Origin of the sequence: Sphingobacterium nematocida (genome assembly GCF_900168125.1) — a bacterium.
GTDB classification, from domain to species: domain Bacteria; phylum Bacteroidota; class Bacteroidia; order Sphingobacteriales; family Sphingobacteriaceae; genus Sphingobacterium; species Sphingobacterium nematocida.
Map to the genome: position 1 here is coordinate 1 of NZ_FUZF01000012.1, position 21,652 is coordinate 21,652.

Sequence of the window (21,652 nt, forward strand, 5' to 3'; positions counted from 1 at the left end):
CGAACTTATCTACTTTTTTCGAGTATGATGAGCAGGTCCGCAAGACTATTTACACCACTAATCCTATTGAAGGAATGCACCGTCAGGTCCGTAAAATTACGAAAACTAAAGGTGCATTCAGTTCTGAACAGGCTCTTATGAAGTTGATGTTCCTGATTATAAGGGACATCTCTAAAAAGTGGACAATGCCAATACACAACTGGGGCTTGACCATATCCCAACTTTACATTAAATTTGGGGATAGGCTCAAACTTGATAGAGGCTTTTAGATTTTGGTTAATTATCCAATGACACAGTTTGAGTTACACTCCCTTTACTACAGGTATGAAGCGAGGTAGCATGTGCCCCCAGCCTTCTTTTACTGTGGTCCCTAGTCTTATACGGCGCAAAATTCCCTAATTTAAGATAGTGACAATCGATTTCCCAGCGGACTCTGCTGTAGTAGGTAGTCTCAGAGTCGTTTCTTTGATACCTGCCAAACCTGGCCAAAGCACTTTTACAGTAAGCTGAGAAAGCGTCTTGGTTGGGTCCGCAATATTCAATTTCAGTTTTCCACTAGGTAGCGATTGAATCATTACTAAACAAGGATCACTCACAGCTATACTAATTGTGTCATTGGTAAAACGCGTTGCTGCATCGTGAAAAACAAACCCATACACACCCGACTCTTTATGCTTCACCGCCTGTATGGTGGTTTCATTTTTCAGTATCTCAATATTCCCTTTGGCCGCATAGCTTTTCATCTGAGCCTCACCTCTAATCCCTGGTACAACAATATACGCATAACGGGCATTACTTGGCGATACACCGTGATTCAACCAAAGCCCAAAAACATCGTTCGTCACACTGTCCTCTGAGCCCTCTTTATTAATGGAAGACCAGGTGCCCGTCTGTGCTTTGGTGGTAAGTCCTCCCCTACCTCCATCGGGCAATACATAACCTATATCGCCGTGCAGTATCCAATCCAGATCATCAACATAGGTCAAACTAATATTGTTACCGCTATACCGTCGGATAAGCTTCTTCTCCGAAGTAATCACATCGCCCTGCAATAAACTTTGATTGAGTGTAGTCACTACCTCCTCTGTTCCCGATGTCGTATGGATCCCGGCACCTAGACAGACAATTTCCTCTTCAAAAAAGAACCAGGCCTTCTTGGCTCTCGTATCATTACTATCCTGATCATAAACACTTATACCATGTAGTGTATCCGAGACTCCGCCTACAAATGTAGTCGTACCGGTTGTCCCCCACTGTTGGGGCGTTATCATTGTCCCTCTTCGTGTGCTGGTACCGGGTATCATCGACCAATCCCAGGTCGGAAAAATAGCATGATATTCCGTTCCCTTCACCGCTATGGATGTCGCTCCATCTGCGAGAAAGTATCCTTTTATATTTTCGCCGTTACCATTTTCATTGCGCAAAGTACGGGTCGATACCGTACGCAACTCAAATGTATAACTGGGTTTACTGTGCAACGTATAATCTGCGCGGTAAAAATGAGTATGAGCAGACGGCACACCGTAGCTGGCCGGCTGGCTGTTGTTCAACCGAGCCATAGCCTCGTCGTAGATAATAGAATTGGCTTTATCGATTACTTTCATCCTTTTGAGCAATGTAACAAAGCCCGACTGATTGTCGCCATTAGGTCGAGAAATACCGCGGCCAAACGCATTGAACATAAAGTATTGCCCACGTATAACCCGCAAATAAGTCTGCCGTAAAAAAAGACTCAGATTATCAAAATTATCATCACCTTGACCGTAAGGTGTATCTGCTACATATAAGGCAACCCTTGTGGCTACGTTGACAATATCCCAACCATACCCGCCGATATATACCTGTTGGCCATGTTGCAAATAAGAGTAATCGGGTTGCAGACCTTCGCCTACCGTTAAAGCTAAAGGATGAAACGCCTGTTGCACGCCTTTATCCAATACGGCTTTATCTCCGGTCAGACAAGCTCTATAAATCCAATGCATCGCTATATTCATCTTATTAGCCCCTGTGCCCGGAGAGCCGCGCTGATCGGGTGCCCCACCCACCTGTTCCATCCTCGAAATAGTTTTAGACTCCAAGACCGCGGGTACCCTTTCCTTACTGTTTCGCAACAATATCAAAATCTCCCCTATGCGTTGCGGATAAGCGATCTGATCATAAAACCAATTGCTGTGATCCGGTTCCTGAATGTACCAGTACGCTAAGGCATCAACAATAGCAACATGCAATGCGGCATCCCCATACATTGAACTTTTGTTATCGGTATAAGCCAAGGCCATAGTCTTTAATCGATCCAAATGCGTGGTAGCTACATCTCCGGTATACATCAAATCGCTCCAAGAGCCATCTTTACAGATCTGACCTAAATAATACTGAGCATTACTGCTCATCGTTTCCAAGTTGCCGGCTTCGGCATAGAGCATCTCCCTAACATTATACATGATTTTGTCATAAACCGCAGCGTCGCGATTTTCACGCGTCGTCATCAAAATAAGCTGTCCTTGACGCAATACAGATACAGCACCTAAAACAGGTAACAAACCTGTTAATAGCCCGATCAAAAGCAATAGGAGGGTTACTCTTTTCATGCAAACTGAAATCTGATTTTACTGTTTGATGACGTCTTCCCCATCGAGCATACGCATATAACGAATCAAGGCCTCTACATAATAGTAATCGGCATAAGTAAGCGGAACATCCACCTCGGTCTTATGCGGAATGGAGCCCACACTATGTTTCAAAATATAACCTCCGGCTTCTTTATAATCAGCTTTGTAAGGCTTCGAAGCCAGACTCTGCAACATTTTTTCCGCTTTAGTAATGTAGAACTGACTTTCTTTTTTATCTACGTATAATGACAACTCCAGGAATGCAGACGCCATTATTGAAGCCGTAGAGACATCTCTCAAATCTCTCTGCTTATAATATTTATTATCTTGTGTCAGTTTATTTTGATCCATATCCCAATATGGTATCAAATCGGCAGGAAGATTAGGATGATTAATATAAAACTGGGCTATATTACGCGCCAACTCTAAATATCTTTTATCATTCGTATCACGATACATTGTCAAGTATCCATACAAAGCCCAAGATTGTCCTCTTGACCAAGCTGATTCATCAAAAGCTCCCTGCGCAGTCTTTTTACCAACGATGCTTCCCGTCTTGTCGTTATAATCAACTACGTGATAAGAGCTGTAATCCTTTCTAAAATGATTTTTTATCGTTGTATTAGCGTGAGTCACCGCTATGTCGTAGAATTTTTTGTTCCCGCTTATTTTCGACGCTTGTGTCAAAAACTCGAGATTCATCATATTATCTATAATAACAGGGTATGTCCAAGGTTGACCATCCCAGTTCTTTCCTCCATCCCAGGAACGGATGGTCTTAGTCACATCTTTATAACGGGTAGACAATGACTCAGCCCCCTTGATCAAGATATTTTTGTACGCTGTTGAATCCCCCGTAATACGAAGAGCATTCCCAAAACTACAGTACAACATAAAGCCTAGATCGTGTGTCGTTGTATTATTTTTTTCCTTTTCCAAATATTTCAGTTTTCGCTTGGCTTCGCTCAACAACTCTGGGTCTTTGGTATATTCATACAAATAAAGCACTGTGCCCGGATAAAAACCAGAACACCACCAACTTGTACCCCAGTTTACATGTTTACCATTAGAAAATGTGGTAGGGATATCTGATTCTTCAATAGAAGCTGCGAGGTATTTTATTTGTTTTGAAGCATCTTTAAGTTCGGTTTCAACGAAGTTCCTATCTAACGATAGCATCTTTTGTGGTGTCTTTTGGGTAGAACAAGCAGAAAATCCTGAGATAAGCATTGTTGCAAGAAAAAGTCTAAGCATCATATTTTTATGAGTAATCTATATAATTAGTAATTCACATAGTAATCTTTTGGAAAGGGCTCTCCTTTCCATATCTTTTGTGTAGTCCAGCTTTCGGCCTTCACCGTCCAAAACTCATCGTCGGCTGGCAGTCCTAGAGGCAAAAACGATAATGAGGCCACATACATTGATCCGGCGTTAGTATAATAATCAGCGAGGTTAGTCTGTTGATCACCGACCACGCCCATGGTCAACCACCCTGATTTCCCAATGGTCTTATCCGTATAGATATGCTTCAAAACGGCTGTCAACGCAGCACGAACCTGCCCTTTGCTGATATCTTCTGGCAATTTATCATCCAAAACCACAGCCGCAAGCGGTTGAAATGCGGCATTTCTATAGGTCGAAGAACGGCCAACAACAAGCGGATAACCTTCCGGAGAAATCATCCTTTCTAAATGGTGAGCATAGCGCTGCATCCTTTTATAGGCACGGTCATACATTTCTTTGTATTTTCCGCCTGCCGACATATTGTGTCGCAAGGATTCTACCTGCATACAATGGATCACATAGCCGTTGTAGTGATCAAAGCTAAACCGCGCTCCGTCACTGTACCAACCATCGCCCACATACCACTCTCGGTCAAATTTATTGACCGCATAATCGATTTTCTCACGCGCACACTCTTCACCTACACTATAAAGAAATGTTTCTGTCATCGCAGCAAACAACAGCCAATTGCTTTCATTTGGTTTGATCTTTCTTAACAATTTAAATTCCTCGATCACCCGTTTCTTGGTAACATCAGAAAGAGGTTTCCACAAAGCATCTGGTGCCCTTAAAAATGCCAGAGCAAGGTGGGCTGCATCCACAAGAGTTTGTGAAGAAGGTCCCCTCCAAGTAAAATAGTCTGCTGAATTGGGATCGACACCATATTGAACTCCCAAGAGCGCCTGCTCACGAAACGTTTTACGTATAATGCCTTCTTTAGAATTATCGTCTGGCAATGCGAGCCAAGGAGCCATTCCTGCCAACAACCGGCCAAATGCCTCCAAATAACCTACACCCGAATCTCTTTTATCAAAAGTAGGACTCACCTCCATCGGCATATTCTTGCGAAATTCCTGCTTACTTATATTTTCCAAAATAGGGTTTGCCATTTTACTAAGTAAAGAAACCCAGTACGTACGGTCATTCCCACTGTAATTTATCCTTGCTGTAGGCGCACTAACGGCAGCCACTTCACCAGACGCAGAAGTTACCAAGGCTCCCATGCCAGCACTGCCCAATAGTTTTAATAAGAGTCTTCTTTTCATTAACAAAGGTTTATAGGCAACATTAAATAATTGTTAAACAGAATATTAAAAATCTTTTTTTTTAGCTAAAAAAACAAACGAAAAAGAATCAATCGCTCCAACAAACGGTTGCGCGAGCGATTGATAACATTTTTTTTACAAAATCATAAGAATTTGAGTCTTGTAAGACCTATTTTTAATAAACCCATCCTGGAGTTGGTTTCAAATTTCTATTCAACTCTGTCTCAGATTTAGGAACAGGCCAAGTATACCATTGATCACCGATCCATTCATAAGTGGTACCACCCGTACTTTCTGTACCTCCCCAAGCATGCTGAGCAAACTTTTCGTTAAATTTGGTTTCCTTTAGAGTCTTCCAACGCATTTCGTCAAAAAAGTTAACCCCCTCGCCGATTAACTCACGACGTCTTTCATCACGTACATAATCGCGTGCTTTGGCTTGATCTGAAAATGAAGAAGCCATTGTCGGAATTCCCACGCGATCTCTAACCTGCTTTACTTTCGCCATAGCACCAAATAGGTCATTCATTTCTACTAGAGCCTCTGCCCACATCAACAATACATCTGCATAGCGAATAATCGGTTCATCCACGGGGTTCTGTTCACGACGAGCATATTCGAGTCCTTCTCCCACAAATTTGCGATGGATATATTTAAACTCAGCCTGGGCATTAGCACTTCCAGAAGTGTAATATGTGCTAGGTAAACTTTTGTTTAAATTAGGTTCAGCTCCAGATTGATCCACATAATACTTACCGGTCACAGGAAATCTATAGGTATATATACCTGCGGCTGTGGAATTACTATTTACGCCTTGGAAAGATGCATAAGGAGTCACTACATTATAGGCTAGACGTGGATCTCTATTTGCATAAGCTGCTCTCAGTCGAGCCTCATTGCCCTCTGGCAAATAAAGAGATCTTGCTGTGCTATTCAATTTATTTAATTCTGTATTGATTACTGTAGTTATCGTAGGGTGAACATCATTTCCATTAACTTTTTGGTCTCGGATAAAAAAGACTTTTCTATTTGGCACACCTAAAGCATTTACTGCATTCCATTCTGGGATATAATCAGACCAACTAAAGGGTCTCACCGTATTCCCGTCAATAATTTCTTCATACAAATTGACCAACGCCGGAGTAACTTGTAAATCAGTCCAACACCCTCTACTATCTTTCGCACCTTGTTGGAAAGCCGCAGTATATTTCTGTACTGCGGAACCATATCCAGTAGGCTCCTCGATATATTGAACACTTAAAATCATTTCTTCACAACGTTCATTTGCAACCTTAAATAATTGCTTATAATTTGAAAAAAGTTTATAGCCACTTTCACCAACCTTCGCAAAATCCGCAACTGCCAAATCATATTTTTTTGTCATAAGATATGCCCGTCCGCGTAACGCATAAGCTGCACCCTTACTCGCACGCCCTTCACCTTGAATTTGATTATTTGGTAGAGCACTCTCATTGATTGCATCCGTTAAATCCTTAATTATAAGCGTCCAAACCTCTTCTTCTGAACTCTGACCTTTGTTACCTTCAGCAGGACTTATGGGCTCAGTATAAATTGGCACTCCTAATCCATCCCGTCCATACAGTTCATTAAGCCGCATGTAAAAAAAGGCTCTAAGAACCTTACATTCAGCTACTAATCTATTCTTTTTTTCAGACGCCATACTTGCACCAGGTATATGAACTATAGCATCATTAGCCCGATGTATACCATCATATAACCATTTCCATTGGAATGAAAAATAAGAGTTGCTTGGGTTTACGGCGCTGGAGAACAGGTTGTTCAAGTTATACTCTCCCTGCCCCGTCATACCAAATGCTTCATACGCATAATATCCAATATTGGCAGAAGTACCAACAATACCATCACTTCTTACCGGACGTTGTAATGAATAATACACGCCAATGACCCCCTGGTCCACTAACGTCTCCGTAGACCACATTGTTCCAGAAGATATTTTGTCGTTCGGTGAAAGATCTAAAATTTTCGTACAGGACGACAAAGAACTTGCTAAACCGATTGCTATGACATATTTTAATGTTTTTTTCATCTCTATTTCTTTTTTATTTGACTAACAGAGCTTAAGATTAAGATTTTGGTCTAAGTCCACTCTGTTGAAAACTCAATTTTAACTGATTCTCCCTTGTAAGATTAAATTAAAAGGTTACTGATACTCCTCCCGAAAATAGTCTTGCGATTGGATAAACAATCAGTGAACTTCCTAATTCTGGATCTACTCCTGGAAAATCTTTATGTTTAAAAGTCAACAGGTTCTCTCCTGTCACAAACACTCTTAAGTCTCTAATTTTTGCTTTATTCACCCATTCTTTGGGAAATGTATATCCCACTTGCAAAGACTTCAATTTTAAATATGAAGTATTGTACAAATAGAAAGTGTTGGCCTGCATTATCGAACTTGCGGAAAGTAAACGCGGATATTTGGCATGGATATTTGCATTTGGATCTGTAGCAGGATCATAATTAGCATAATCACTATTTGCTTTTACAGCATCGTATGAATAATACTTGGTCCAAGCGTCTGCAGGCAATTGATCTCCCGTATTTGCTAGTATTGACCCATTTGATCCGCGCTCATTAATATAATGGTAAGAACCCAAACGCCCAGCTAGAAGCACATTTAAATCAAAACCTTTATATGCTGCAGTCAGGTTTAAGCCGAACACAAATTTGGCCACAGTCGATTTTCCTGTAAATTCACGATCATCGTCATTACCATATTTACCATCTCCATTTGCATCAGCCATAAGCATTTGGCCATACCAAATATTTGACGCCCCGGATCCTACGGTATTGTTATTAAAAGAATAATTAGCAGCTATCATCGATTTCACCCATTCCAAATCAGCTTTCGTACGAATCATCCCATCCATTGGGCCACCATTTGGATCTACACTTCCATCAGATTTCATATAGGTTCCAGTCCCAGAATAAGGACGCCTTAAAAACCACTCATCAAGCATATGCTGTTCCACACGGCGTTCGTTTCCACCGGTGGATACATCTGCTAAATTAATATAGCGCCAAGTTGGATTGCCCCAGATATCCAAAGTCGACGGATCTTGTTCGTACTTTAATTTTCCTTTAAAACCTGAGACTCTATTCATGTTATAAGAAATGTTACCACTTACTCCATATCTGAAATCTCCAACTTTATCATTCCAACCTAAGTTAAGTTCTATCCCCTTGTTGTTCATGGCTGCAGTATTCGACATAGGGGCATTAATATTACCCATCGTCATATAAATAATAGCTGCGGTTAAGATATCAGAAGTCTTTCGGGAATACATGTCAGCTTCTACGCTCAAACGACGATTTAAGAAACTAGCTTCTAAACCAACATTATAGGTAGTCAGCTTTTCCCATGATAAACTCAGATTTTGGATAGTTTGTTGAATAACACCATTCGCAACCGACTCATTAAATACATTATTCACTTTCTGATATAGCGTCTGCCAATCATAATTTCCACCTATCGTATTTCCTAGTGTACCATAAGAGCCTCTTACTTTTAAGTAATTGACAGCATTTTTAGCAGGGTCGAAAAAACGTTCGTTACTGATAATCCAACCTGCAGAAAAAGAAGGGAAAAAACCTGTGCGATGACCTGGAGCAAACTTGGATGAAGCATCCGAACGAAAGTTACCTTCAAACAAGTATTTGCCATCATAGGCATAGTTGATCCTGCCAAAATAAGAAATCATTGCATTTTCAGCTTTTGCATTATCTTTTTTGTTCTGATCAGACCCGCCAATAGATTCCATGGTACCACCTGAATTTATATCGGTAACGCTCCAATCGAGCAAGCCCCGCTGAGTCGCGTTAAAACCGCTTGTTTTCGAGTAATATTGTTCATAACCTACCAAACCGCCTATGTCGTGTTTTCCGAAAGTATTTGCATAACGTAACAACGCGTTCGCTGTATAACTCGATGATTTATAAGAAAAGCGGTAGGTCGTCGCCTGATCCAAATTTCCTATCCCTTCCTTTGGTTTGTCAAAGCTTTCTCTGAAACTATATCTTGGTAAATTCTGTGAATAATGTTCATCTTCACGCATATACTCACTGTAGTTAAACCGAGCCTCTGCAATAATACCTTTCCAGAGATCTGCGTTAGCATACCAAGTACTATTAATACGGGTATAATTATTTTCACCACCGTTTGACGCTACCTGTTGTAGGATATTGTCCTTATTCGTCGTATTAGGATCTTCACTGGCACCATATTTTCCCTGATGAATCGGTGTCATCCCAGGGAAAGCCTGAAGCAAAAACGTCATCGAAGTACTACCTGGCTGCTTATATTCCTTCGTCGCATAAGTCTGCGTACCAAAAGTGATTCTATCTGCAATCTTGGTTTCTAAATTGGTGCGAATATTAAATCTCTTCATTCCAGTATTCACCAAAGTCCCGGGATTATTTTGGTACCCCGCCGACATGAGATAAGAAGATTTATCACTACCTCCGGTTACTGACACACCATACCGTTGATAATATTCAGGTTGAAAGAGAATCTGCGCCCAATCTGTATTCGGAAACGCCAATGAGTTCAAAATACTATTTCCTGTTACCGGATGTGTGTATGTACCACTAGGATCGGTATTTGCTTTACGCCACTCTTCGATCGTGGAAAGATTATAATCGGGAGATGTAGATGCCGGATTAGCATTTAACTTTGCAATATTATGTAGCTCCATCCAATCAGCCGTATTGGACATAAACTTTAAATCTGTCTGAGCTTGTTCACGCGCATAGAGCGCATTAAATGTAATTTTTGGAGCTTCTCCCTTTTTACCTTTTTTAGTAGTCACAAGGATTACACCGTTAGCCGCACGTGATCCGTAGATAGCAGCGGATGCCGCATCCTTTAAAATAGATATATTCTCGATATCATCCGTATTTAACGGAACCATGTCGGCTACGGCCCCATCGACTAAGATCAGTGGATTATTATTATTAAAAGATCCTGTACCGCGAATTCGAATAGAAACGTCTTCCCCTCCAGGATTTCCATTTCCTTGTGTCACACGTATACCAGGAGCCGTGCCTCCCAAAGCTGCAGCAAGATTCATTATCGGCCTATTCGTAAGTTTATCGGCTCCGACAGTAGCAACAGATCCCGTCAAATTGACTTTCTTTTGCGTGCCATACCCTACTACAACGACTTCCTCAATATCCGCATCATCAGATTCCAAAGAAATATTAACTTGCGATTTCGCTATTACCTCCTTTGATTGATAACCTACACTACTGACAATAAGTATTGCACCGTTAGAGACTTGAATACTGAAATTACCTTTGCTATTGGTTGAGGTCGCAAGGCTTCCTCCTTTTTCATGTATGGAGGCACCCAAAATAGGCTCTCCAACACTATTGGTTACAATCCCCGTCACAGAGATTCGTTGCTGGGCCATGGTGACATCCACCATAAGTAGTAAGAGTACATACAACCCAGCTTTATAAAGCTTCATCATAAATTTTTGGTTTTTACTGTTTATCTGGTTATTTAACAACTCAAAATTGAACAAAGCCACAAATTAAAAAGGGGCAATATTTTAAATATTTAGGGGTAAAATCATAAATTTGATATATTTAACAAGACCTTTATGACCTTATCGCTTCCTCAACTCTTATTTTTATTCTGCGCTATCTTCTTCTGTTTGAGTAGTAAGGCCCAAGAGATAAATTTTGAGTCTCTCACGGAAGAAAATGTGTTTGACAAGCAACCGGTATTATCTATAAGCCAAGATTCCAAAGGCCGGCTTTGGTTTGCGGGACAAGACAATATTTTTAATTATAATTCCAGACAGGTCCAAAACCTTGTAGATAGGGACTCAACTTTCAGAGGGTTGGGGTATATCACCAAAATAGCTATTAATGAAAAAGACAATCTATTTATAGCTTCGTCTACCCATTTATTTATCTTCGATATAAGCAAAAGAAAATGGGTCCTAGAAAAAGACCGCCCTTTCAAAAAGGATATCATTGTTTACAACTTTCTTAAGACAGACAAAAGGTTTTTCATATGCGCCGAAGACGGACTCTACGAAGCTATTTCCAACGGTGAGTCTTTTACTTTAAGCAAAATTCTCTCAAGAAACAAAGTACAAGCTATAGTAAAAATAAAAAATGGACAATACGCGATTTCCAGTGAGTATGGTGTTGAGTTGCTGGCATTAAAGGGACAAACTGTAGAATTTGCTAAAAACCTGGAAATTCCAATTAAATCAAGTTCGGACAACGTGATTCCCTCACTTTTCTTCGAAAATTCTTCATTATGGGTGTCAACCAAATTTAATGGACTATTTCATTACGATTTCATTAATAATGAATGGAAAAATTATAATGACAAAAACAGCAACATCCTAAGCAACAACGTGCGAGCTATCGCCAGGGATCCAGCAGGTAGATTGCTCGTAGGTACACTAAAAGGATTATCCATTTTATCCGACAATCAAAATCTCTTTTATAATTATAAACACAACGCGCTGACCAAACAATCATTAAGTCAAAATTCTATCTATGATATCTTTGTAGATAATCAGCAAATTGTATGGATCGGCACATACTTTGGCGGGATCAATGCGATATACCCCTACTTTTTTAATTTTCAAACTGTTTCAACGAAATCGCCAGCACCTTATCGACTTAATAGTGACATCATTAGCAGCATGGCTGAGACACGCGAAAGCTACTGGGTAGGTTCCGAGGAAGAAGGTGTTACCTTAATAAATAAAGCTACAGGAGAAGCTGTTTCGATTCCAAAACTCACCCAATCAAACTTAGTCAAGGATCTATATATACGAAAAAACAAAGTTTATATAGCTCAATACGCCGGAGGGTACTCCACTTTCGACGTTATTAATAAAAAAAGCACCCATTTTAAACTTGATGGTAATCAAAAAAAATTACAGAATAATGTATTTAGCATCTTCGTCGATAGTGCCGAAAATATCTTCTTAGGTACTAATGCCGGGCTTTATTATAAAGACAGGGGTAATGACTTAATGCTCGTCAAGGGATTACCTCAGCTGGTAATTCATAGTCTCAAAGAAGACAGAATGCATAACCTCTATGCATTATCCGATGAAAAATTATTCAAAAAAGACGTGAGTACTATGGTGTTTAAGGAGGTAGCCATACCCGTCGATTTGCCTGTAAACGGGTTGTTTATAGATAAAAATAATGAGCTCTGGTTTACTTCACGTCACTCCATATACAAAATAAACAATCAACGTCAGCTAGTGCTAATGGCACAGTTCAAGAACAACGTATTAGGATGGCCTATAATGGTAGACAATATGCTGTGGGTGACCAGTAAAAACGGATTAATTTACTATGACCCTAAAACGAGATACAGTAATTTATATAATCAATCCGATGGCTTACCTGATAAAAACCTACAAAATGCAAAACTTTTCCTAAGTGAAAGCGGGTCGGTTTTTCTAATCACCTTAAATGGTCTAACCTCTTTTAACCCAAAAAAAGTCTCCATAAATAAACGGACACCCTCTATTATTCTAGGAGACATAAAAGTTAACGATAAACTTTTGTCCTTTGATCGCCTAGTCGCCCAACAAAACGAAAATTCTTATAGCTTATCGTTAAACCATGATGAAAACTTCTTGGCAGTCGATTTTGCCAGTTCTAATTTCATCAAGTCAAAAAAAAACAGATACAGATATAAACTAGAGGGATTTGATAAACAATGGATAGAAGTTGAACAACCATCGATCCGCTACACAAATATACCAGAGGGCGAGTATACATTATTATTACAGGTCAGTAATAATGATCTTATATGGAGCCAAACTCCGTTACAGATTAAACTTGTCGTATTACCACCTATTTGGAAGACTTGGTGGGCGTATTTGTTATACGCTATTATAATAGCTGGTATCTTACATTTCAGCATTTCTATAATAGTTGAAAGACAGTTATTATTAAGTGCAGAAAAGGAACAGAGTAAAAAAATTAAATTCTTCACGCAAATCTCCCATGAGATCAGAACACCATTAACTTTAATTACCATTCCTATTGAAGAAATCATAAAATCAACGGAAGAAATGCCAACTGTCCAATTCAAAGCAATAAGACTCAAGAAAAATGCGGATAAGCTTTTACATATCGTCAATGAGCTTTTAGACTTTAAAAAATTTGACGACGGTAAGGAAACCATCCTCATGAAACCAATTCCACTTAAACCTTATTTGGAAGACGTTTTTTACTTGTTTTCAGACTTAGCGCTGTCCAAAAAGCTCAATTATTATATCAGATCCATCGAGGGAGATAGTTTAATACTTATTGATACCAATCAATTTGATAAAGCCATATTTAACCTTCTATCCAATGCTATTAAGTACTGTAACGTCGGAGGATCTGTTTTTATGGAGATACATTCGTCTTTTTCTGAAACCACCATACGTATAGCAGACAATGGAATAGGTGTTGCTGAAAACGATCAGTTTCAAATCTTTGAAGAATATTATCGTGCATCTAATACCAATGAAAGTATAGGTACAGGTATTGGTCTCGCATTAACAAAAAAAATCGTTGAACAGCATAGAGGAACAATAAAATGTAAAACCGAAATAATCGATAATCAACCTTTTACCGTTTTCACCCTAATTCTTCCAAGCATACCAAATTTAGAACGTCAAAACTTATTAAACCAACAAACTGATTACATCCAGCAGACCTCAACAACATTTACAAAACACAAAAAAAATGAGACTCTTCTTCTTGTTGAGGACAATATCGAGTTAGCCTATACGATACAAAAAATATTCGTCGAGCACTATGAGGTCTTCATCGCCCATAACGGAGAAGAAGGGCTGGAACAAGCTCTTCAGATCATCCCAGACATTATCATATCGGATGTAATGATGCCACGTATGAATGGATTAGAAATGTGTGAAAAAATCAAGTCCAATATAATGACATCTCATATTCCTTTAATATTACTTACTGCAGATACAAGTGAGCTCTCTCAAATCAGTGGGTTACAATATGGAGCGAATGTGTATTTATCCAAACCATTCAACTCCCAACTACTATTATTAACCGTAAGGAATTTATTAGAAATAGCCTCAAAAAAACGGGAGGAATTTAAGATAGAAAACCCTCACGAACTATCAGAGCTAGATCATGGTTTTATCTCAAAGCTTGAAAGTATTATAAATGCAAATTTAATAAATGAAAGCTTTGGTGTAGATTTGCTTGCTAGAGAGTTAGGCATGAGTCAACCGATATTGTACAAAAAACTGAAATCCATCACTAATCTTTCCGTAAACAATTTCATAAAACAATATCGCTTTATAAAAGCGATTGAACTCCTACGATCTGAAAAAAACATTAGTCAAGTAGCTTATGCTGTAGGTTTCTCCGACAGAAAATATTTTAGTAAAGAATTCAAAAAACACTTTGGTAAAACTCCAACCGATTTTTTAAAAGATGATGGTTATGCTGGTTAAACCAAATTAATAAAGATTCTATTATCCATATTAATTTGGTTTAACAGCAAAGGGAGATTTAGTTGATAGAAAAAATAGCCTGCGCGCTCTTCTCCAACCACAACTCTACTTTTCCTTTTTCATTCCGTAAAACCTCCCCCTTACCTGCAATGCGAATTTTCATATTTTGCATATCATGCTGTATACCGACCTTACCAGTGTGTTGGCTTTCTACGCGTATCTCTACTGTTTTTCCAAATTCTCTCTTTGCAGAAATAAGAAATGCTCCATCAGTCAAAAAGCGTTCAAAGGACACATTCTCCCACATCACGGGGATTGCCGGAAAAACACGGACATATCCATTCCAGTACTGTAGTACCATTTCTTGAATACTAGCCATCGCTGCTAATGGAGTTTCAATCACAGGTCCTGTTTCTGCATACAATGTATTTACCTTTACATATTTATCCAATAATACATTCAATGCCTTCAACGAGAGATCACCCCTTCCCATCATCGCATACATAGAAGCTACCCCTGAAAAAGAGTATCCCTGAAGTGCCCCAGGCTTACTTTGCCAATGTGATATGGACTTCATTATAAGATCATGATTCTCTACCTGATCCCAATTAATATCATAAAACGGATAGATCATCATCAGATGTGAATAATGCCGATGTGATTCCGCGTAAGGCAAATCTTTTGCTATCATAAACCCATTGGAGTCCTGAGGATAGGGGCGTATATTTTTCAAAACATCCACCCATAAGAGATCCTGAGCATCCATACCTGACCGCTCGTTATCCAAAGCAATCAATGTTTTAAGTCCCCATCTTAAAATAGACAAATCATAATTCGTATCATAAGCATAAGCTTTAGCATATTCTGGAGAATACGTGCGTACCGCTATATGATAGTTCCCTCTTTCATCCTTTTCCAAGAGATGAATATAATAATTAATAGCACGTTTCAACAAGGGAAACAATCGGTCGTAAGCAGCAGAATCCATAGAATACCTATAATATTGATAATAACTGTGTAACATCCAAGTCAGGTTTCCTAATTCCTTTTCTCCATCTTCCCACTCTTCTTTATTTACTCCTTTTTGTAAGTATACAGGGCTGATCATATCGGGCGAAGAGCTTCTTCCAATAGCAGCACTATTATACCGATATTGTTCTGGCACATTCTTAACCAAATTATCCACATTTCTGTCAATCATCCGAATCAATGACTCTGTTATATGCAGATGATTAGCAGCAAATGTCGGAGAATAGGTTAGTTGTACATTTAAGTTATTCCAATAGGCAGGCCACGGTGTGTTGGATGTCCATGGGCCTTGCAAATCAATAGCCGGTTTGTTAAAGCGTGTCGCACAGGCCAATTTATACAACTGCATATTATAAAATTGCTGCAGGCGATTATCCGGCACCGACAACGAAGAGTGGTCATAGTAATCTTTCCACCACTTTTTGTGTGATTCAAATCTTCTAGATAGCGAATTTATATCCACATCGTTGATTTTCTGAATAGCTTCAGCTATATGGGCTTCCGAAGATTGACTATAACTCACAGTAACCAAATAAATATCTTTATACTCATCAGATATTTTTTTATAAGCCAACGTATAGCCACCTCCTGCCAATAAAGGCTGAACATAAGCTTCCACATTCAAACGCTTTATCTCGTATCCTTCTGGATTCTCGGTATATTGTTCCGGTTTTTTAGCGTGTCCAAAATTCCACCTCGAACTTTTAGCTTTTTCACCTTTCCATTGTAAATTTGAGCGCTCCCCGTCTGTAGTTGAAATTTCTATATAAATAAGATCTTCTTCCGCGAAACTCACTGTCTTTACTTGAGTTACCCCACCATTCTGTTCGTAGTATGCCGTTGCCTCCGCACGAAGATAGTCCATATTGCCCCAAGCTTTTTGGGTATATCCTGGTAATAATAGTTCAAAATGTCCTATTGGTAATCTTGCTTTATCAAACAATGCTGATTCCATGTTAATACGATGATCATAAACATCCGTCCGACCAATATCTATCCGAGCCCTGCCGATATCTGAATAGGTCATAGTGCCCAATAAACCATTACCAGTAAACACTCCCTCATAAATACTTTTACCAAGAGGCGCAACCGTAAAGACCTTATTTTCCTGCCCGTATGCGCTTAAAAAGAAAAGAATACAGAAAACCAAATGAAAGTAAAAACATTTCATAATCTACAATTCTTTAATGATAGGCTCATCCTCTAATAATCTCTTATAGCGCACTAAGGCTTCTACGTAATAATAGTCAGCATATGTAAGCGGCACATCAACTTCTGAGGATAAAGGCAGAGCTCCTACACTGTGCTTCAAAATATAGCCTCCATTTTCTTTAAAATTTGCTTTGTAAGGAGATTTTGACAGACTTTCGATTATCTTTTCTGCTTTTGACAAATAAGTTTTACCACTTTTGCCCTCCACAAATTGAGACAGCTCCAGCAAAGCGGAAGCATACAACGCTGCCGCAGAAACATCTTTTAGTGTTCTCTGATCATAAAACTTACTATCATTCGGAATTTTGTCATAATCGAAATCCCAGTAAGGAATCAAATCACTCGGAAGATTTGGATGATTCAGAATATAGTCGGCTATTTTCTTCGCCCTTTCGAGATAAACCTTATCTCCAGTCTCCCTATACATCATTGTATATCCATACAATGCCCATCCCTGTCCTCTTGACCAAGCTGATTCATCAAAAGCTCCTTGATGTGTCTTCTTTGCAATGACTTTTCCACTATTTTTATCATAGTCAACGACGTGATACGAGCTATAGTCAGAGCGAAAATGATTCTTCAAAGTAGTATTAGCATGGTTTATGGCGATGGTTTTATATTTTGGATTACCTGTAACTTTTGAAAGTTGCGTCAAAAACTCCAAATTCATCATATTATCAATGATAACAGCATAATTCCATGTACCCCAACTCCAAGATTTAATGACTTTCAGCGTATCATTATATCGTGAAGCCAAAGATTCAGCGCCTGTCACCAAAACATCCTTATACGCGGCGGAATCGCCTGTTAGACGGAGCGCATTCCCAAAACTACAGAATAACATAAAACCTAGATCATGTGTACTTTTGTTATCCTTCTCCTGTTTAAGATATGCTAGCTTTTCTTGCGCCTGGTTCAACAAATCTTCATCCCCTGTTCCTTCATACAAATACAAAAGTGTACCTGGATAGAAACCAGAGCACCACCACGAAGAATTTGAGAATTTTTGTTGTTCGTTCTCAAATGTTTTTGGGAATTTATCTGTAGGAGTCCGGGCAGACAGAATCTTTATTTGTTTACTTGCATCCAGTAGCTCTTTATTAATAAATTCGGCTGAGAGTGAATAATTCTGTGCCGAGGCTATTCCAATAAAAACAACGAACTGAAAAAAAGCAAAGTAAAATAATTGTCTAGAAATTTTCATTTTTTAAATAGAAGGTTTACACACAAGAATACGAGTAATAAACAGCTTAAAAAACTAATAACTACGCTAACGTTTTCGTATACGAAAAAAGCATATTACCTTTAGGATAATATGCTTTTCACTTTAAAATCAGAACCATTAGTATTGTCCTGTATTTAACATAACTAAGGTACAAGCCTCTACCACTTCTATACCTCTTTCTTTCAATTTTTCGGATAAATAGGTATTCTCAGCCCCTGGATTAAAAATCACCCGATGTGGATTTGTATTTAATATATATTCATAATAGGGCTCCTGATTTTTAGGGCCAACATACATTGTTATAGTATCAATATCGGTATGGATAACCTCAGCAGGTTCGATTGCTACCCCTGCTACGCTTCCATTTTTACGGCCAACATTCACGATAGGATATCCCTTTCTCACCAACTTATTTGCGACCAGATAAGAATAACGAGCAGAGTTGGTACTAGCACCTAGAATCAGGGTTTTTTTCATAATATGTGTGTCTATAAGTTTTTAATGTTCTACGAAACCTCCGTTTGCATCATAAGCATTTTGTCTCAAAATAGGCATTTCTAAGATTTTATACAACTCATCCAAACTATTTAAACTACCGTTAACCATATTTGACAATAATACAATAGTTATATCATTGGTAAGATCACGAACATAAAGATTTTTAAATCCATGCCACCAACCTGTATGGTATGCTATTTTAGCACCGTTTGATGAAAAAGTTCGCCAACCGTATCCATAGCTGAATACCCCTCTTTTAGCATCAGAACGGGGCACGTAGGCCGAGTCTAGTAATGCCTTATCCAACAAGCGCCCTTGTTTAAGCGCCAGATCTAATAGATACATATCTTGTACTGTGCTATAAATCCCTTTATCACCTAAAGGCCCATCAAGATAATCCTGTACAACAGATCTCCTCCATACCCTGTCGTGCCCTATCACATCTGTCGGAATCTTATCATACTTCACTCGCGATAATGCTGCTGTATTCTTCATTCCAGCAGGCTTAAACACATGTTCATCCATATAACTGGCAAAATCCTGTCCGGAGACCTTTTCAACGATAGCCCCCAAAACCATATAATTAGAATTATTATAGTGAAAGCGACCATCTGGTTTTCCATAACGAGCAGGCTTATGTTCTATCATAAGGTTTATCGCATCCATATTTGACATTCCCTTCTTACGGTCAGGCCAAATCTTATCTACGAAGTACACATAATTAGGCAATCCCGAGCGATGTGTCAACAATTGTCTAACAGTAACCCCCTCATAAGGGAACCCCGGAAAAAATCCACTGACTAGTTGATCCAATTTCAATTTCCCCGCTTCAACCAATTGCAATATTGCCAAGCCGGTCATTGGTTTTGAGACAGAAGCCAACTCAAATTTTGAGCTAATCTTTAAGCTATCCTTATGTAAATAATCAGCCCAACCAAATGAATTCTGATATAAAATCTTTCCTTTCTTCGCAACAAGCACATTACCATTGAAGCCTGAATTACGATGAAGCTTCTTCATAAAAGCATCTATATTTAAGTCTGCTTTACCAGCATCATATAATAGAGCTATGCTATCAAGCTCAGATTGTTTTCTTTGGACTTCTTGCTGTTTTTGTTCTGCACTGGAACAAGAAAAAAGAGTAATTAAAGATACGATGTTTAGTAACTGGAACAAGACAAATCTCACGGGCAATTCATTTATTAACACGAAAATAAATATAGGTAATTAAGCAATAAAAGCCAATATACTATCTAAAAAAAGGTATAAAAACAACCACAAAAAAAGAAGGCATCTAAATAGATGCCTTCTTCATAATAAACCTCAATAGTTTATATATTTTTTGAATTATGCCAATAACCGGATTGGGGCTTCTAGCAAACCTTTTAGGGTTTGTAAGAACTGAGCACCAGTTGCTCCGTCCACCACGCGGTGATCACATCCTAACGTCAATTTCATGATATTACCAGGAACGACAGCTCCATTTTTGACCACTGGAACCTGTTGGATAGCACCCACAGACAAGATCGCTCCATCAGGGGAGTTGATGATAGACGTGAACTCATCTATTCCAAACATTCCCAAATTAGATACAGTAAATGTAGACCCTTCCCAATCTGCAGGCTGAAGCTTCTTTGCCTTTGCTTTCCCAGCAAAATCTTTAACCTCTGCAGAAATATGCGATAGTGTTTTCCCGTCGGCAAAGCGAACAACAGGTACTAACAAACCGTCTTCGACAGCCATTGCAACACCAATATTCGTATGCTCGTTAAATCTGATTTTATCTCCTTGCCATGATGAGTTCACAGCAGGATGTTGTTTTAACGCAACTGCAACAGCTTTAATAACCATATCATTAAAAGAGACCTTCACAGGAGCAACTTCATTTATTTGTGCGCGTGCTGTCATGGCATTATCCATATCTATACTGACCGTCAAATAAAAATGAGGAGCGGTAAATAGTGATTCTCCTAAACGACGTGCAATAGTTTTACGCATTTGGGATACATTCACCTCTGTATATCTTTCTTCGCCAATAAATTGAGGCAATGAAATAGTTTTAGTCTCTGTTGCAGATACAGATGCAGGGGCAGCAGTTGCAGATTTAGCGGTAGGAACGAAGTTCTCAACGTCTTTCTTTACAATACGCCCACCATCTGCTGAACCTTTGACATCAATCAAATTAATTCCTTTTTCCTTAGCGATTTTACGAGCTAAAGGAGAAGCTTTCACTCTCGAGTCATCATTAGCTGATGTTACAACACCTGTTGCAGCTGTAGTCGTGGCTTCCACTGTTGCAGAAGCAGTTTCTACTTTGGCTTCAGATTTTGCTTCTGTTGGCTTTTGATTCAAAAGAGGGGTCACATCCGTTCCCGCAGGACCAACAATAGCGATAATATCATTTACCTTAGCCGCTTGGCCTGCTTCTAATCCTACATACAACAATGTACCTTCAGCATAAGCCGTAACTTCCATTGTAGCTTTATCCGTCTCTACATCTGCTATAGCGTCATCAGATTTAATCGTATCTCCGACTTTAAAGTTCCATTGAGCAATTACACCTTCAGTCATGGTATCGCTCAGAAGAGGCATTGTTATTACAGTACAGCCTAAATCTTCTGCAGTAACTGTATCTTCAGAAGACACTGGATTAGGAGTCGTTTCAAGTTTTACCTCTGTTTCTTCTTCTTTCTTTTCAGGAGCCGAAGCAGCACCATCTAATAGTGCCTTGTAGTCCTCTCCTTCTTCGCCCAAGATTGCAATCACAGCATCGATAGCTACAGCATCACCTTCTTTAGGACCGATATATAGTAAAGTTCCTTCTTGATAGGACTCAAAGTCCATTGTCGCCTTATCTGTCTCAATCTCTGCAACAAGATCTCCAGCATTTACTTTGTCACCAACTTTTTTGTGCCATTTAGCGATCACCCCTTCTGTCATGGTGTCACTCATTTTCGGCATTTTTACTACTTCAGCCATGTATTATAGTAAATTATATCTTATAACAATTCAAACAAAACT

General features: G+C 39.1%; 12 protein-coding genes. 2 read left to right on the plus strand and 10 right to left on the minus strand.

What is annotated here, in order from left to right; genetic code table 11:
- Positions 1 to 269: transposase (locus B5X76_RS13135; RefSeq protein ID WP_139375314.1), on the plus strand; the 269-nt coding region annotated here is incomplete at its 5' end.
- Between the two features lie 126 nt (positions 270 to 395).
- Here B5X76_RS13135 and B5X76_RS13140 read toward each other — a convergent pair.
- The 5 genes from B5X76_RS13140 to B5X76_RS13160 all read right to left on the minus strand — a co-directional run bounded on the left by B5X76_RS13140 (position 396) and on the right by B5X76_RS13160 (position 10,668).
- On the minus strand, positions 396 to 2,588 hold the full coding sequence (locus B5X76_RS13140) for a polysaccharide lyase family 8 super-sandwich domain-containing protein (RefSeq protein WP_079643577.1): 2,193 nt from the start codon (positions 2,586 to 2,588) through the stop codon (positions 396 to 398).
- Positions 2,589 to 2,606: 18 nt separating this feature from the next.
- Positions 2,607 to 3,866, minus strand: a complete 1,260-nt coding sequence (locus B5X76_RS13145; protein ID WP_217699656.1) for a glycoside hydrolase family 88 protein — start codon at positions 3,864 to 3,866, stop codon at positions 2,607 to 2,609.
- Positions 3,867 to 3,889: 23 nt separating this feature from the next.
- Positions 3,890 to 5,158 carry a DUF2264 domain-containing protein gene (locus B5X76_RS13150; RefSeq protein WP_079643579.1) on the minus strand — a complete coding sequence of 423 codons (1,269 nt, stop codon included), beginning with the start codon at positions 5,156 to 5,158 and terminating at the stop codon, positions 3,890 to 3,892.
- Between the two features lie 175 nt (positions 5,159 to 5,333).
- On the minus strand, positions 5,334 to 7,226 hold the full coding sequence (locus tag B5X76_RS13155; protein ID WP_079643581.1) for a RagB/SusD family nutrient uptake outer membrane protein: 1,893 nt from the start codon (positions 7,224 to 7,226) through the stop codon (positions 5,334 to 5,336).
- Positions 7,227 to 7,332: 106 nt separating this feature from the next.
- The gene (locus tag B5X76_RS13160; RefSeq protein ID WP_079643839.1) at positions 7,333 to 10,668 is read right to left on the minus strand and encodes a SusC/RagA family TonB-linked outer membrane protein; all 3,336 of its coding nucleotides are present in this window, start codon (positions 10,666 to 10,668) and stop codon (positions 7,333 to 7,335) included.
- A gap of 132 nt (positions 10,669 to 10,800) precedes the next feature.
- On the opposite strand from B5X76_RS13160, the gene B5X76_RS13165 reads away from it, so the two are divergent.
- Complete coding sequence (locus B5X76_RS13165) at positions 10,801 to 14,667, plus strand: hybrid sensor histidine kinase/response regulator transcription factor (protein WP_079643583.1); 3,867 nt, start codon at positions 10,801 to 10,803, stop codon at positions 14,665 to 14,667.
- A gap of 58 nt (positions 14,668 to 14,725) precedes the next feature.
- Here B5X76_RS13165 and B5X76_RS13170 read toward each other — a convergent pair whose 3' ends face one another.
- The 5 genes from B5X76_RS13170 to B5X76_RS13190 form a co-directional block, all read right to left on the minus strand.
- Positions 14,726 to 16,867: a glycosyl hydrolase family 95 catalytic domain-containing protein gene (locus B5X76_RS13170; protein WP_079643585.1), complete on the minus strand. Its 2,142-nt coding sequence runs from the start codon at positions 16,865 to 16,867 to the stop codon at positions 14,726 to 14,728.
- 3 nt (positions 16,868 to 16,870) lie between these two features.
- A complete protein-coding gene (locus B5X76_RS13175; RefSeq protein ID WP_079643587.1) occupies positions 16,871 to 18,112 on the minus strand; it encodes a glycoside hydrolase family 88 protein in 1,242 nt (413 codons plus the stop codon).
- A gap of 138 nt (positions 18,113 to 18,250) precedes the next feature.
- Positions 18,251 to 18,610: a CoA-binding protein gene (locus B5X76_RS13180; protein WP_079643589.1), complete on the minus strand. Its 360-nt coding sequence runs from the start codon at positions 18,608 to 18,610 to the stop codon at positions 18,251 to 18,253.
- A gap of 21 nt (positions 18,611 to 18,631) precedes the next feature.
- A complete protein-coding gene (locus tag B5X76_RS13185; RefSeq protein ID WP_394333408.1) occupies positions 18,632 to 19,651 on the minus strand; it encodes a serine hydrolase domain-containing protein in 1,020 nt (339 codons plus the stop codon).
- 327 nt (positions 19,652 to 19,978) lie between these two features.
- A complete protein-coding gene (locus B5X76_RS13190) occupies positions 19,979 to 21,610 on the minus strand; it encodes a pyruvate dehydrogenase complex dihydrolipoamide acetyltransferase (protein WP_079643591.1) in 1,632 nt (543 codons plus the stop codon).
- Positions 21,611 to 21,652 lie beyond the last annotated feature (42 nt).